The sequence below is a fragment of the Variovorax sp. GW460-12-1-14-LB1 genome, assembly GCF_059423605.1.
On record NZ_JBWKYF010000071.1, the window covers coordinates 1 to 15,548 of the forward strand.

Sequence of the window (15,548 nt, forward strand, 5' to 3'; positions counted from 1 at the left end):
AAGCTCGCGACCTGGCTCGCGATCGAGGCAACCAAATCGCGCAAACAGCGGCGCAATCTGCGGCAGATCCACACAAGCTGGTCAATGCTCTGGAGGTGGAGAAGTCCAATGGGCATACAGGCCAGATTGCCAACAAACTCCTGCACGTTGACCTAGTGATCCTGGATGAACTGGGCTACCTGCCCTTCAGCGAATCAGGAGGAGCACTCCTGTTCCACCTGCTGTCGAAGCTCTACGAGAGAACCAGTGTCGTGATCACTACGAACCTCAGCTTCGGGGAGTGGGCTAGCGTCTTTGGCGATGCGAAGATGACCACCGCGCTGTTGGATAGGCTGACACATCGGTGCCACATCCTGGAGACCGGAAACGACAGCTTCAGGTTCAAAAACAGTTCCGCAAAGTCCCAACCCAAAAAGGAGAACACCAAGCACTTATCCACACTGTGAAGCCTTCAGGCTCACAAAACGGGTGGGTCAGTATTCAATGGAAATCTAGGGTCAGCGATCGGCGGAATCCAACAGAGCAGCCACAGCGCCACGTCGCTCAACCGGTAGAGGTTCTTGCGAAAGCGCTTGGTGCGGCGGATCACGGCGCGCCTCCCGGGGCGGCCGTGCGGGCGTTGCCGTTCAACGCCGGAAGAAGACAAGGCCCCATGCAGCGGAACGCATCCACCGCGAGGGCCGCGTCGTCCGCCTCAGCCATGGGGCATGAGGTGGTACAGCTCCGGCAGAAAGCCGCCGGGCGCGGTGAGGCGCGACTTGAGCCGCACGACCAGGTGCAGGTCGTCCACCAGATGGAGGTCGCCGCCGCGGTTGGTGAGCTGCAGCTTCACGGCCAGCAGGCCCTGCAGCTTGGCGCGGTGCCACTCGGCGGCGTCGGCGATCTGCGCGCGCGTCATGGCCGCGATGCCGATGCCGTGTTCCAGCTCGGCCGCGCGCAGGCAGGCCACAACGCGGTCGACGCTTTTCAGCGTGCCCTCGATCACCTCCAGGCAACGCTCGGCCAGCCGCGTGGGCTCGTCGGCGGAGTTGCCGTACACGAAGGCCTCGTAGGGACGGGGCGCGCGCTTGGAATCGCGAGGCATGGGCTGCGGGCCGGCGTTGCGGCTCAGCGCGGCAGCAGGTCCAGGCATTGGCGGCGGCGCCACACGGCGCTGCGCACGGCCTGGCTGTCGTCGAACACGACCTTGTACTGGCACACGAGGTAGTTGGCCGACTGCGGCATCTGGAACTTGAAGTGGTAGTCCCACTCGGTGCCGAGTGCGCCGCGCTGTTGCTTCAGGGCCTGTCCGAGCACGGCGAGCACCTGGGCCTGGTTGAGGCCGGGCTTGATCTCGCGAAAGCGCTCGGGCCGCGACACGACGCCGTCGCGCAGAAAGGGCTCCTTGAAGTCGGGGCGGCGCGCCTCGACGTCGCGGTAGTCCAGTTTGTCGGGGTTGCTCACGGGGTCCACGGGGTTGTCGCGGGCCACCGCAGGAGCGGCGGCGCCGAGCAGCGCGGCGGCGAGCACGAAGGCGGCAGCGGCGGGGGATGCGTGCGGGGTGGTTTTCATGGCTAGCGTCCTCTTGGGTCGGATGGGTGTCGGATGGGTTTGCGGGGAGAGATGAGCGCGCGCGGGTCAGCGCTCGCGCATGGCTTCGCGCGCCTTGTTCAGCGGCTTGGTCAGGTAGTCCCACACGGTCTTGCGGCCGGTGCGGATGTCGGCGGTGGTCACCATGCCGGGCACGATGGGCATGCGGCGGCCGGCCTTGTCGGTGAGTGCGTCGGAGTCGGTGCGCACGAGCACGGGGTAGTACACGATCTCGGGCTTGACCTCGTCGCGCTGGGTGTCGGGCGCGATGGTCACCACGCGGCCCTTGAGGCCGCCGTACACGGCGTAGTCGTAGGCGGTGATCTTGATCTGCGCCTCCTGCCCGGGCCGCATGAAGGCGATGTCGCGCGGCGAGATGCGCGCCTCGACCAGCAGCTGGTCGTCCAGCGGCACCAGCGTCAGCAGCGACCCGTTGGGCGGCACGACGCCGCCGATGGTGGTGACCTGCAAGCTCTTGACGATGCCGCGCACGGGCGAGTTCAGGGTGAGCCGCTCGAGCGAGTCGGCGCGCCCGCGCACCACGGACGACAACGACTTGACCTCGGCATCGGCCTTGGCCAGTTCTTCGCGGCTGCGCACCATGTAGTTGGCGCGCGCCTCGGCAATCTTCAGTTCCAGGTCGGCAGCCTGGCGTTGCAGGCGGATGAGCTCGACGTTGCTGGCCGCGCCGCTCACTTGCAGCGAGCGCGTGATGTCGAGCTCCTTGCGTACGAGCGAAAGCGCCTGGCCCAGGCCGGACACGGTGTCGCGCAGGCTGCCCTGGCGCGAGCGGAAGAGCGCGCTTTCGGAGTCGACCAGTTGCGCGTAGGCCTTCAGCTCGGCGGGGAACTGCAGGCTGCCCTGCCCTTGCACCTCGGCGCGCAGGCGCACGCTGCTGGCCAGCGCGGCGCGGTAGCGCGCGGCGGTTTCTTCCACGTTCGATTCGCCGCGCGTGGGGTCGAGCTGCGCGAGCACCTGGCCCTTCTCGACGATCTGGCCTTCGTGCACGCGCAGCTCGGCCAGGATGCCGCCTTCGAGTGACTGGATGCGCTGCTCGCGCGAGCTGGGAATCACCTTGCCCATGCCGCTGGACACTTCGTCGATCTCGAAGACCCAAGCCCACACGAAGAAGGCGAGCAGAAAGAGCGCAATGAACCACACGACGCGCGCGGAGCCGCTGGCGCGGGCCTCGTCGAAGTCGTCGGCGCCGCCGGGGCCCCACACGGTGGCGGTGGATACGGCCGGTGCCTGCGCGGCTGCTTGCACCTGCGCCTTGGTCAATGTCACGGCGTTCATGCCTGCCCCTCCTTGCTGCGGCCTGCGGAAGCCATGGCCTCGCGCGAGGCGACCGCGCCCTGGCGCAGCCGCGCCATCACCTGGTCGCGCGGCCCGTCGAGCACGACGGCGCCGCCGTCCACCACGAGGATGCGGTCGACCGCCTCGAGCACGGCCGGGCGGTGCGTGGCCACCACCAGCGTGCGGCCGGCGGGCAACGCGCGCAGGTGTTCGATCACTTCGCGTTCGGCCACTTCGTCGAGCGAAGCGGTGGGCTCGTCGAGCAGCAGCACGCCGGGGCGGCGCAGCAGGAGCCGCGCGAGCAGCAGGCTCTGGCGCTGTCCGCCCGAGAGGCCGCGCCCGCCTTCGAGCAGCGGATGGTCCAGCCCGGTGGGCAGGCGGCGCACGAAGGCCCAGGCGCCGGTGGCCTGCAGGGCCGCCACCAGTTCGGCGTCGGTGGCGTGGGGCGTGCCCATCTGCAGGTTCTCGCGCAGGGTGCCGTGGAACAGGCGCGCGTCCTGAGCGAGCAGGCCGACGTCGCGGCGCACGTCGGCGGGGTCGATGTGCGCCATCGACACGCCGTCGAGCAGCACGCTGCCCGCGCGCGGCTCGATGAGGCCCGACAGCGCCTGCAGCAGCGTCGACTTGCCCGCGCCGTTGCGCCCGAGCACGGCAATGCGTTCGCCGGCGCCGATGTGCAGCGCCTTCACGTGCAGCGCGGTGGTCTGGCCGTCGTGGCTGAAGACGGCGTCGCGCAGCGTGTAGTCGCCCTGCACGGCGGGCCGGTGCACGCGGGTCTCGTGGGGCGGATGGTCGACCGGCAGCTTCATGAGCTGGTCGAGCGCCTCGCCGGCCACCTTGGCCTGCTGCCAGCGGTTGAGCACCTGCGTCACGCCGGCCAGCGGCGCGAGCATGCGGGTCGACAAGATCGATGCGGCCACGAGCACGCCGGTGCTCATGTGGCCGTCCATGACGAGCGGCGCGCCGAAGAACACGACGAAGGCGAAGGCGGCGCCCTGCACGGTCTGGGTCCAGTTGCTCAGGGTGTTGAGCAGCGCGCGCAGTTGCAGGCCCGAGTCGGCGTTGACGGCGTTGTAATGGTTCCACTGGTTCTGGAAGCGCGGCTCGGCCTGCAGCCCCTTGATGTCGTCGATGCCCTGCACCGCCTCGACCAGCATGGCGTTGCGCAGCGACGACTCGCGCATGCCCGTCTGGGCCAGCGCGCGCAGGCGCGGCTGCGCCAGCAGGCTGGGCACGATCAGCAGCACGCACGCGGCCAGCGGCACGAGCACGAGCCAGCCGGCAATGAACCAGAAGAGCACGCAGAACACGAAGAAGAACGGCAGGTCGGCCACGGCCGCCACGGTGGTCGACGTGAGCATTTCGCGCACGGGCTCCAGCTCGCGCAGCTGCGAAATGAAGGTGCCGGTGGCGCGCGGGCGTGCCGAGCCGCGCACGCGCAGCGCGTGGCCGAACACGCGGTCCGAAATGCGCAGGTCGGCGCGCTTGCCCACCACGTCGGTGATGCGCATGCGCGCGCCGCGCATGACCCAGCTGAACGCGATCGACAGCAGCACGCCGCCGAACAGCACATGCAGCGTGGGCAGCGACTGCGCGGGCACGACGCGGTCGTACACCTGCATGGAGAACAGCGTGCCGGCCAGCGCCATCAGGTTGTAGGCCAGCGACGCGACGAGGATGTGGGCGTAGGGCCGCCAGTCGGCCAGCACGATCTGGCGCAGCCAGTGCGGCTCCACCGGGCGGATGTAGGCGTCCACGCGCGAGTCGGGCGCCGATTGCGCGGGCCGCAGCACGGCCATGGCTTCGAGCGCAGGTTGCAGCTCGTCCACGGTGCAGACGGTTTCCGCGCCCTGGTCGCCGCCGAGCATCACGCGCAGGCCCTGCGCCGAGATGGCGGTGACCACGGCCACCTGTCCGTCGCGCAGTTGCAGCACCACGGGCAGGCGCCAGGGGCTCAGGGTGTCCAGGCGCGGCGCGACCTGGCGCACGGTGAGCCCGGCCTGGCGGGCCATCTGGCGCACGCGCTCGCCGATGTCTTCGTGGTCGCTCCACGCGGCGGCACCGCGGATGCGCTCGCGCGAGGTGTCGAGGTGGTAGTGGGCGGCCACGGCCAACACGGCATCGACCCAGCCGGCGAGCAGCTCGGGGCCGCGCGCGGCGGACAGTTCGGGCACGGTGGTGGCAGTCATGGCTGGCCTCCGGCAACGAGCTCGCCCGCATCGACCAGCCCGAAGGCCTCGCGCAGGCGGCCCGACTGGTACAGGCACTCGACCGCGAGCCGCTGCACTTCGTGCGCGCTCTCGGCCTGCTCGAAGCGCGCGCCGTGGAACTCCTGCTCGGCATTGAGCAGGTCGAGCAGCGAGCGCGTGCCCAGCTGCAGGTACTGCTCGCGGTACAGGTCGCGCGTGCGCTGCGTGCTGTGCACGCGCGCGGCGAGCACGGGCAGGCGCAGCGCGTGGCCTTGCGACTGCACGCGCGCATCTTCGAGCCGCTGGCGCACGCTGAGTTCGGCATAGCCCAGCGCGGCCTCGGCCGCCTCGACGGCGTGCGCGGCGGCGCGCTGGCGGGCCTGGCTGCGCCCGCCTTCGTACAGCGGCGCGGTGAAGTTGACGGTGAACGTGCTCTCGTTCGCGGACTGGCCCGCGGGCCGCGCGCCCGATTCGAGCCCCCGGTTGACGGCGGCGTTGAGCGACAGCGTGGGCAGCAGCTGCGCATCGGCACCGCGCAGCGCGGCCTGCGCCATGTCGCGCTCGGCCTGCGCCATCTGCACGGTCGGCGCGGGCAAGGCCGTCTGCGGCAGCGCGGCGCAGGCGCTCGCGAGTGGCGCGGGCGCTTCGCCGGCGATGCCGGCCGGCGCGCGGCCCTGGGTCAGGTGCATGAGGTTCAGGCGCCAGCGCTCGGCCTGCGACGCGGTATTGAGTTGCTGGGCGCGCGCGGCTTCCAGGCGCGACTGCGCCTGCGCCACGTCGGACTGGCTGGTTGCGCCCTTGGCCTGGCGCTCGCCCACGAGGCCGGCCAGCGACTGCACGCCCTTCACCTGGGCCTGCGCGATCTCGCCGAGCGCCTGCTGGCGATGCACTTCGATCCATGCCTGCGCGGTGTCGCGCACCACGTCATCGACCGCCACGAGCAGCTTGGCGCGCGCGGCGGTGGCCGAGGCTTCGGCTTCGCTCACGGCGCTCGACACCTTGCCGAAGTCGTACAGCAGCTGCGTCACCGACAGCGAGGCCTGGTGCACCTGGCGGCGACCGTCGGCCTGCAGCTGGCGGTTGCCCGTGCGCGCGCTGACGCCGGCGCTGACCTGCGGGTAGTAGCCCGAGCGCGCGGCTGCAATGCCCTCGCCCGCCTGCAGCGCCTGGCCGACGGCGTTGCGCACGGTCGGGTGCGAGGTGGCGGCCAGGCGCACGGCCTCGGCCATGCCCAGCGGGGCGACGGTGCTCGCTTGCGCAAGCGCCGCCGATCCGGCGAGCAGGTAGAAAAGGCCCGCGGCAGCAGACGAAAGATGACGGGAAGCAAGCATGCGTGAAGACGTGCAGACCACTAGGTGCCGACGCCGCAAGCGGCGCCGGCACACCGGTCGGTCAGTGGTGAAGCGCGAGGCCCATGTGGAGCTCGTCGGCGAGCGAAGGCGCCACGGGCGGTGCGTAGGCCGCGAGCGAATCGGCCGAGGACGCCAGCGACAGCACCGTGGGAGACGCCTGCGCGCCCCCGAAGGCCGGCGGGAACGCGGCCTGCAGCAGCGCATGCAGCGACTCCGCGGCGCCGAAGCCCTGCAGCATGTCGGACAGCTGCAGCCCTCCCCATGCCGGACCGTCGCCGAAGGGGAAATGCGGCGCATCGTGCGGTTGCTGTTGCTGCTCGATCGACACCGTGACTTCGTCGACGCCGGCCAGGCCCAGCGAGTCGGCCGAGCTGAAGAGCGCTGCCGCCCCCGCTGCAGGCGTGTAGTTGACGTGCAGCGTCTGCGTGGCCACGTTGCTCGCATCGCCGTCGCGGTCGACCACCTGGTAGCTGAGGGTCTCGTCGTAGTTGTGCGAGGTGGTGGTGCGCGGTGCCACCTGGTAGCTGAACTCGCCCGTGTCGAAGTCCACCACCAGCTTGCCGCCCTTGTCGGTGGCAATGGTGACCTGGTGCGTCGCCTGGTTGTAGCTGTAGTCGCTGCTGGTGGCCGGGCCGGTCTTCGTCATCAGGCCCGTGCTGCTGTCGAAGGCGTAGACGGTGCCGTCGATGGTCAGCGTGGACACATGGCCGCCGTCGGCACCGAAGCCCGACGAACCGCCGAGGCCGCCGGTCAGCAGGTTGCTGACGGTGGGCGGCACGCTGATCGTGCCTTGCAGCATGTCGTTCAGCTGGCTCGTGTCGGTGACGATCTTGCCGTTGGTGTTCGTGCCCGTGTTGCCGTTGTAGGCGATGGGGTCGATGTAGGCCTGCTCCGTCGGGCCCAGGCTGGAACCCAGGCCCAGTGCGAACGAGTTGATCTTGTTGGTGGTGAGGAAGGTCTTCCAGATCGCTTCTTCCGCTGCCTGGATGCCCTTGTCAGCCGCGTTGCTGCTGCTGCTGTTCCCGAGCTGGTCGGGGTTGCCGTCCCCGCGCGTCGGCTCGCCGTCCGTGAGGAAGTAGGACACGTTCTGGGCACCCTGCAGCTTGCCGCCAGCCGAGAAACCGCTCATCGCCGAAGCCAGGGCAGCGTCGTAGTTGGTGCTGCCACTGGCCTGCAGGTCCTGCACCAGCGCCTTGGCGTCGGCTGCCGTCATCCAGGCTTGTTGTGCCTGCCCGGTCGTGCTGAAGGTGACCAGTTGCACCCGCACCTCGCCGTACAGGTCGTAGCCGTCGATCAGGTTCTGGACGGCCGCCTTCGCACGGGAGAGCCGCGTCGGCGTCTCCTCCTCCATGCTCCCGGAGAGGTCCAGGATCACCATCAGGTTCGTGTTGATCGGTGCCACGTCGACGGACTGCTCGCCGTTCACGAGCACCGGCGCATCGTCCTTGACGGGCACGTCGAACCTCACCGGCGCAGCAGCGGTCTGGCCGTCTGTCACATGCGCCTGGAATTGCAGGTTCGACACGCCCTCGCCGTTGCCCGCCGGATGGTCGATCGGCGCCTTCAGCGTGACGGTGTAGCCCGCCTCGAACTGCCCCTCGCCGGTGGCGGTGACGTTGCCCACGGCCACGGTCATCACCTGGGTGGTGAGGCCGCCGACGGTGACGCTGCCCGTGAGCGTGTGCGTGCCCGCGTCCCAGGTCCACGACACCGGCTGGCCGCCGGAGGTGACGCCGGCCGGGCCGCTGAGCGACACCGACAGGTCGCCCGCCAGGCTGTCGGGGTCCGCGATGGAGATCTTGCCGGTCGATTGCACCGACGGCTCGCCCACCGCCGCAATGCCGCCGGGCAGGCTGCCTTCGGAGACGATGCCGGCGTCGGTCGCCGTGGCCGTCGGCGGGTCGTTCACCGGGTTGACGGTCACGGTCACCGTGCTGGTGGTCGTGCCGCCATGGCCGTCGCTCACCGTGACGGTGAAGCTGTCGGTGCCGTTGAAGTTGGCGTTGGGAACGTAGGTGTAGGTGCCGTTGGGGTTCACCGTCACCGTGCCGTTCGACGGGTTGCTTCCCTTCACGTAGGTGAGCGTGTCGCCGTCGACGTCGCTGCCGACGATCTGGCCGCTGACCGGCGTGTCTTCGTCCGTGGTCTTGGTGTCGTCGGGCGCCGTCGGCGCCTCGTTGACGTTCTGCTCGTTGAGCGTGACGGGGATGTTCGTCGTGATGGTGCCGTCGCTCGCACCGACCACCAGCGAGTGCGCGTTGGCGCCTGCTTCGTAGTCGTTGACGAAGGCCGCAGCGCCTGCCGGCGTGAGGCTGATCTCGCCCGTGAGCGGATCGATGGCGAAGTAGCCGTTGTCGTTGCCCGAGAGGATGCTGTAGGTGACGGTGGCGCTGTCGATGTCGGTGGCACGGACCGTGCCCAGCACGGTGCCCGCAGTGCGGTTCTCGTCGTAGCCGAAGACGTAGCCGGTGGCCGAGTCCACCGGCGTGCCGCCGCCGTCGACGAACACCGGGGCGTCGTTGACGGGGTTGATGGTCACGTTCACCGTGCTGGTGGTCGTTCCACCGTGACCGTCGCTCACCGTGACCGTGAAGCTGTCGGTGCCGTTGAAGTTCGCGCCAGGGACGTAGGTGTACGTGCCATCGGGATTGACCGTGACCGTGCCGTGCGCCGGATCGCTGCCCTTGGTGTACGTCAGCGTGTCGCCGTCGACGTCGCTGCCGATCACTTGACCGCTGACGGGCGTGTCTTCGTCCGTCGTCGTGGTGTAGTTGGGCACCGTCGGTGCGTCGTTGATGTTCTGCTCGTTGAGCGTGACGGGGATGGTGGTCGTGGCCGTACCATCCGTCGCGCCGATCACCAGCGAGTGCGCGTTGGCGCCCGCTTCGTAGTCGTTGACGAAGGCCGCAGCGCCTGCCGGCGTGAGGCTGATCTCGCCGGTGACCGGATCGATGGCGAAGTAGCCGTTGTCGTTGCCCGAGAGGATGCTGTAGGTGACGTTCGCGCTGTCGATGTCGGTGGCGTGGACTGTGCCGAGCACGGTGCCTGCGGGGCGGTTCTCGTCGTAGCCGAAGACGTAGCCGGTGGCCGTGTCGACCGGCGTGCCGCCGCCGTCGACGAACACGGGGGCGTCGTTGACGGGGTCGATCGTCACGGTGACGGTGCTGGTGGTCGTGCCGCCGTGGCCGTCGCTCACCGTGACGGTGAAGCTGTCGGTGCCGTTGAAGTTGGCGTTCGGGGTGTAGGTGTAGGTGCCGTCCGCGTTGACCGTGACCGTGCCGTTCGCGGGGTCGCTGCCCTTCGCGTAGGTCAGCGTGTCGCCGTCGACGTCGCTGCCGACCACTTGCCCGCTGACGGGTGTGTCTTCGTCCGTCGTTTGGGCGTAGTTGGGCACCGTCGGCGCGTCGTTCACCGGGTCGATCGTGACCGTCACGGTGCTGGTGGTCGTGCCGCCGTGGCCGTCGCTCACGGTGACGGTGAACGTGTCGGTGCCGTTGAAGTTCGCGCTGGGGACGTAGGTGTAGGTGCCGTCGGCGTTGACCGTGACGCTGCCATTCGCAGGGCCATTGCCCAGCGCATACGTGAGCGTGTCGCCGTCCACGTCGCTGCCGATCACTTGGCCGCTGACGGGGGTGTCTTCGTCCGTGGTCTGGGCGTAGTTGGGCACCGTGGGGGCGTCGTTCACCGGGTCGACGGTGACCGTGATGGTGCTGGTCGTCGTGCCACCGTGGCCGTCGCTCACCGTCACCGTGAAGCTGTCGGTGCCGTGGAAGTTGGCGCCGGGGACGTAGGTGTACGTGCCATCGGCGTTGACCGTGACGGTGCCGTTCGTTGGGTCACTGCCCTTGGTGTAGGTCAGCGTGTCACCGTCGACATCGCTGCCGACGACCTGGCCGCTGACGGGCGTGTCTTCGTTCGTCGTCTTGGTGTAGTCGGGCACCGTGGGTGCATCGTTCACCGGGTCGACCGTGACGTTCACGGTGCTCGTCGTCGTGCCGCCGTGCCCGTCGCTCACCGTCACGGTGAAGCTGTCGGTGCCGTTGAAGTTGGCATTCGGGGTGTAGGTATAGGTGCCGTCAGCGTTGACCGTCACCGTGCCGTTCGCTGGGTCGCTGCCCTTCACATAAGTCAGCGTGTCGCCGTCCACGTCGCTACCGGTCACTTGCCCGCTGACGGGCGTGTCTTCGTTCGTCGTCTCGGTGTAGTTGGGGACTGTCGGAGCGTCGTTGACCGGGTTGATGGTCACGTTCACTGTGCTGGTGGTCGTGCCGCCATGGCCGTCGCTCACCGTCACGGTGAAGCTGTCCGTGCCGTTGAAGTTGGCGCCGGGGACGTAGGTGTACGTGCCATCGGCATTGACTGTGACGGTGCCATGCGCCGGGTCGCTGCCCTTCACGTACGTAAGTGCGTCGCCATCGACGTCGCTGCCGACGACCTGGCCGCTGACGGGCGTGTCTTCGTTCGTGGTCTGGTTGTAGTTGGGCGCTGTGGGTGCGTCATTGACCGGATTGATGGTCACATTGACGGTGCTGGTGGTAGTGCCGCCGTGGCCGTCGCTCACCGTCACGGTGAAGCTGTCCGTACCGTGGAAGTTCGCACCGGGGGTGTAGGTGTACGTGCCGTCCGCGTTGACCGTGACGGTGCCATGTGCCGGGTCGCTGCCCTTCACGTAGGTGAGCGTGTCGCCATCCACGTCACTGCCGACGACCTGACCGCTGACCGGCGTGTCTTCGTTCGTGGTCTGGTTGTAGTTGGGCGCCGTCGGCGCGTCGTTGACCGGGTTGATGGTCACGTTCACCGTGCTGGTGGTGGTGCCGCCATGGCCGTCGCTCACCGTGACGGTGAAGCTGTCGGTGCCGTGGAAGTTGGCACCAGGGGTGTAGGTGTAGGTGCCATCGGCATTGACTGTGACGGTGCCATGTGCCGGGTCGCTGCCCTTCACGTAGGTTAGTGCGTCGCCATCGACGTCGCTGCCGATCACCTTCCCGCTGACCGGCGTGTCCTCGTTCGTGGTCTCGGTGTAGTTCGGTGCCGTCGGTGCATCGTTGACCGGGTTGACGGTCACGTTCACCGTGCTGGTGGTCGTGCCGCCGTGGCCGTCTTCGACGATTACGGTGAAGCTGTCGGTGCCGTTGAAGTTCGCGCCGGGGGTGTAGGTGTAGGTGCCATCGGCGTTGACCGTAACCGTGCCGTGCGCCGGATCGCTGCCCTTCGTGTACGTCAGCGCATCACCATCGATATCGCTGCCGATCACCTTCCCGCTGACCGGCGTGTCTTCGCTCGTTGTCTCGGTGTAGTTCGGCGCCGTCGGCGCATCGTTCACCGGGGTGACAGTCACGTTCACCGTGCTGGTGGTCGTGCCGCCGTGGCCGTCGTCGACGATTACGGTGAAGCTGTCGGTGCCGTTGAAGTTCGCGCCGGGGGTGTAGGTGTAGGTGCCATCGGCGTTGACCGTAACCGTGCCGTGCGCCGGATCGCTGCCCTTCGTGTACGTCAGCGCATCACCATCGATATCGCTGCCGATCACCTTCCCGCTGACCGGCGTGTCTTCGCTCGTTGTCTCGGTGTAGTTCGGCGCCGTCGGCGCATCGTTCACCGGGGTGACAGTCACGTTCACCGTGCTGGTGGTCGTGCCGCCGTGGCCATCGTCGACGATGACGGTGAAGCTGTCGGTGCCGTTGAAGTTCGGGTTCGGCGTGTACGTGTAGGTGCCGTCGGGGTTGACGACCACCGAGCCATTCGAGGGATTGCTGCCCTTCGTGTAGGTCAGCGCATCGCCGTCCACGTCAGCGCCCGTCACCTTGCCGCCAACCGGGGTGTCTTCGCTCGTGGTCTTGGTGTAGTTCGGTGCCGTCGGGTCATCGTTCACCGGATCGACCGTCACCGTAATGGTGCTGGTCTTCGTGCCACCGTGGCCATCGCTCACCGTCACCGTGAAGCTGTCGGTGCCGTTGAAGTTCGCCCCGGGGGTGTAGGTGTAGGTGCCATCCGCGTTGACCGTGACCGTGCCATGCGCCGGGTCGCTGCCCTTGGTGTAGGTCAACGTGTCGCCGTCGACGTCGCTGCCGACCACTTGCCCGCTGACGGGTGTGTCTTCGTTCGTGGTCTTGGTGTAGTCGGGCACCGTCGGTTCATCGTTCACCGGATCGACGGTGACCGTCACGGTGCTGGTGGTCGTGCCCCCCTGACCGTCGCTCACGATGACGGTGAAGCTGTCCGTACCGTGGAAGTTGGCACCCGGGGTGTAGGTGTAGGTGCCGTCCGCGTTGACCGTGACGGTGCCATGTGCAGGGTCGCTGCCCTTCACGTAAGTGAGCGTGTCGCCGTCCACGTCACTGCCAACAACCTTGCCGCTGACCGGCGAGTCTTCGCTCGTAGTCTTGGTGTAGTTCGGTGCCGCCGGGTCATCGTTCACCGGATCGACCGTCACCGTAATGGTGCTGGTCGTCGTGCCACCGTGACCGTCGCTCACCGTCACCGTGAAGCTGTCGGTGCCGTTGAAGTTCAGGTTCGGCGTGTACGTGTAGGTGCCATCCGGATTCACCGTCACCGTGCCGTTCGCCGGATCGCTGCCCTTCACGTACGTCAGCGCATCGCCATCGACGTCGGTGCCGACCACGCTTCCGCTGATCGGCGTGTCTTCGTTCGTCGTCTCGTTGTAGTCAGGCGCCTTCGGCGCGTCATTGACGGGCGAGACCGTCACCGTCACCGTGCTCGTCGTCGTCCCGCCATGGCCATCGCTCACCGTCACCGTGAAGCTGTCCGTCCCATGGAAGTCCGGGTTCGGCGTGTACGTGTACGTGCCGTCCGGGTTGACCGTGACCGTGCCGTGCGCCGGGTCGCTGCCCTTCGTGTAGGTCAGCGTGTCGCCGCTGTCGATGTCGCTGCCGGTCACGCGGCCGCTCACGGGCGTGTCTTCGGTCGTGGTCTCGGTGTAGTCGGGCGCGGTGGGCGCGTCGTTCACGGGCGAGACGGTCACGGGCACCGTGACGGTGGTGGTGCCGCCCTTGCCGTCGCTAACGGTCACTTCGAAGCTGTCGGGCCCTTCGTAGCCGGGCTTGGGCGTGTAGACGAACTGGCCGGTAGACGGGTCGACGGTGACGGTGCCGTGCTCGGGGCCCTTGGCGACGGTGTAGGTCAGCGTGTCACGGTCCGGATCGGTGGCGTGCACTTGTCCGCTAACAGGCTTGTCCTGATCGGTGACGACGGGCTCGGCCTTGCCTTCAGGGCCGCGGTTCTGCGCGGGAAGCAACGGCGGGATGAAGGCCGGGCCACCACCGCCGCCGCCACCACCGCTCGCGGCGGCACCGACGCCCAGCACGCCGAGCGCGCCCAGCAGCCAGCCCGGCACGCCGTCGGGCAGCAAGGCGCCGCCGGCGTCGTTCCATTCGATCTCGGTGAAGTGAAAGTCTTTCCAGGGCGCGGTGTACTGGCCCCACCACTGCACGCCGGCGCCGTCTTCGAGCACGAGGTCGTTGCGGCCGGCGTCGGGGTACTCGGCGAAGAAGCCGCGCACGGCGACTTCCTGGCCGTCGCGCAGCACGAGCACGAGGTCGTCGCCGCGGCGCTCGAACTTGAGCACGCTCTCGGGCGCGATCTTCAGCGTGACGATCGACGGGCGATCCAGAACCAGAGGGGCTTCCGCCGTCGCTTTGCGGGATGACGCGCCACCAGACTTGTAAACAGCTTCCATGATTGGTCTTTCTCCTTGACTCCGGACCTCGGGCGAGCCCTCGCTTTCAGCGAACAGCCCAGGTCGCACGTTGGGAAATCTCGAAGGCCGCGGGTGGCTCTCGAGGACTCGCCGGCGCGACCCGGTGTGCGGGTCACGCAGGCTTGCGCTTGCATGGGGCGGGATTCTTGGTTCGGGGGGGTGTCCGGGCTTTTGCCGGAGAGGCCGTGGCGTTTGCCGTGGCGTACAACTGTTCACAAACGTGTGTGAATGTCGAATACTTCACACGATTGGCGAAAGAAAATCAGCAATTCGCAAGTTGGGAAAGCGCGCGCTGGCGGTCTTTTGGCTTACGGGCTTTTGCCGGAGCGTCCAATTCTTTTGATGAACGGAATCGGCCCGGCTATTTCCTGCAATACCGGACGGGCCCTGTCCAGCACCCCGTTTTCCCTCTGACAGACCCCCTCGCCGCGGCACCTTTTTTAAGGCCTCGGGCGGCAATGGCGGGCGGATCGATCAGGAATCAAGACCGGTCATTGGATGAATTTGCATTTCTTGTGACAATGATTACCAAATTAATTTCTTGGTTACATTGTTTCGGCCACAGGGCGTTCCAACGCGGTGCCGGCGCCCCCTCTTTCCATGTCCTATTGGTCACCTCCGGAGCCCCGGAGAGCTCATCTGCTGGTTGTCGACGACAACGTCGACGAACTCAAGCTCTTGCTGGAAACGCTGCGGGGCACCGGCTATCGCATCACGCTCGCCTTCGACGCGATGGAGGGCTACCGGCGCGCGACGACGCTGCAGATGGACCTGGTGCTGCTGGACGTGCGCCTGGGCGGCACCGACGGGTTCGCCGCCTGCCGCCTGCTGAAGGCCGACCCGGCCACGGCGGACATTCCGGTGATCTTCGTGACCTCGTCGGCCAGCCTGGAAGAGCGCCTGACGGGCCTGCGGGCCGGCGCGGTCGACTACATCGTGAAGCCCTTCGACCCGGCCGAGGTGATGGCCCGTGTCGAGATTCACCTGGCGCTGGCGGAATCCCGCAGGGCGCGCATCGCCCCTGCCACGCAGGCGGCGCCCCCGCCCGACAGCCCGGCCGCGAACGACGGCGGCGCGCCGGGCTCGGGCATGGACCGCGCGCTCATGCAGGCGGCGGAGCGACTGATATTGGCCGACCTGAGCCGCGTGCTGCCGCTGCGCGAGCTGGCGGCGCGCGTGGGCACGCATGAAAAGCGCCTGTCGCGCGTGTTCAAGGAGCTGACAAACCGCACGGTGTTCGAGTTCGTGCGCGAGGCGCGGCTGCACGAGGCGCAGCGCCTGCTGCTCGAATCGGCCATGCGCATCGAAGAGATCGCCGCGGCGGTGGGGTTCTCGAGCGCCGCGAATTTCGCGACGGCGTTTCGCGAGTACTTCGACTGCACGCCCTCGGCCTGCCGCCAGGCCGGTGTCGAACGTTCCGGCACCTGA

8 protein-coding genes are annotated in these 15,548 nt (G+C 68.1%); 2 read left to right on the forward strand and 6 right to left on the reverse strand.

Going from position 1 to position 15,548, the window contains the following annotated elements:
- On the forward strand, positions 1–446 hold a 446-nt coding region (locus AC07Y4_RS26680), incomplete at its 5' end, for an ATP-binding protein (RefSeq protein ID WP_495275351.1).
- Positions 447–694: 248 nt separating this feature from the next.
- Here the strand turns inward: AC07Y4_RS26680 and AC07Y4_RS26685 are convergent.
- From AC07Y4_RS26685 to AC07Y4_RS26710, 6 genes are all read right to left on the reverse strand, one after another.
- The gene (locus AC07Y4_RS26685; RefSeq protein ID WP_139140430.1) at positions 695–1,084 is read right to left on the reverse strand and encodes a hypothetical protein; all 390 of its coding nucleotides are present in this window, start codon (positions 1,082–1,084) and stop codon (positions 695–697) included.
- Between the two features lie 23 nt (positions 1,085–1,107).
- Entirely contained in the window at positions 1,108–1,551 is a 444-nt protein-coding gene (bamE, locus tag AC07Y4_RS26690) for an outer membrane protein assembly factor BamE domain-containing protein (RefSeq protein WP_062479197.1), read from the reverse strand.
- A 66-nt stretch (positions 1,552–1,617) separates the two neighbouring features.
- A complete protein-coding gene (locus AC07Y4_RS26695; protein WP_390342608.1) occupies positions 1,618–2,865 on the reverse strand; it encodes a beta-barrel domain-containing protein in 1,248 nt (415 codons plus the stop codon).
- Positions 2,862–5,054 (reverse strand): type I secretion system permease/ATPase, encoded by a 2,193-nt coding sequence (locus tag AC07Y4_RS26700; RefSeq protein WP_495275352.1) that lies wholly within the window; start codon positions 5,052–5,054, stop codon positions 2,862–2,864. Before AC07Y4_RS26700 ends, AC07Y4_RS26695 begins: the two co-directional genes overlap by 4 nt.
- A complete protein-coding gene (locus tag AC07Y4_RS26705) occupies positions 5,051–6,385 on the reverse strand; it encodes a TolC family outer membrane protein (RefSeq protein WP_495275353.1) in 1,335 nt (444 codons plus the stop codon). Before AC07Y4_RS26705 ends, AC07Y4_RS26700 begins: the two co-directional genes overlap by 4 nt.
- 61 nt (positions 6,386–6,446) lie before the next feature.
- Positions 6,447–14,099, reverse strand: coding sequence for a tandem-95 repeat protein (locus tag AC07Y4_RS26710; RefSeq protein WP_495275354.1), 7,653 nt, complete (start codon positions 14,097–14,099; stop codon positions 6,447–6,449).
- A gap of 621 nt (positions 14,100–14,720) precedes the next feature.
- On the opposite strand from AC07Y4_RS26710, the gene AC07Y4_RS26715 reads away from it, so the two are divergent.
- Complete coding sequence (locus tag AC07Y4_RS26715; protein ID WP_095746131.1) at positions 14,721–15,548, forward strand: response regulator transcription factor; 828 nt, start codon at positions 14,721–14,723, stop codon at positions 15,546–15,548.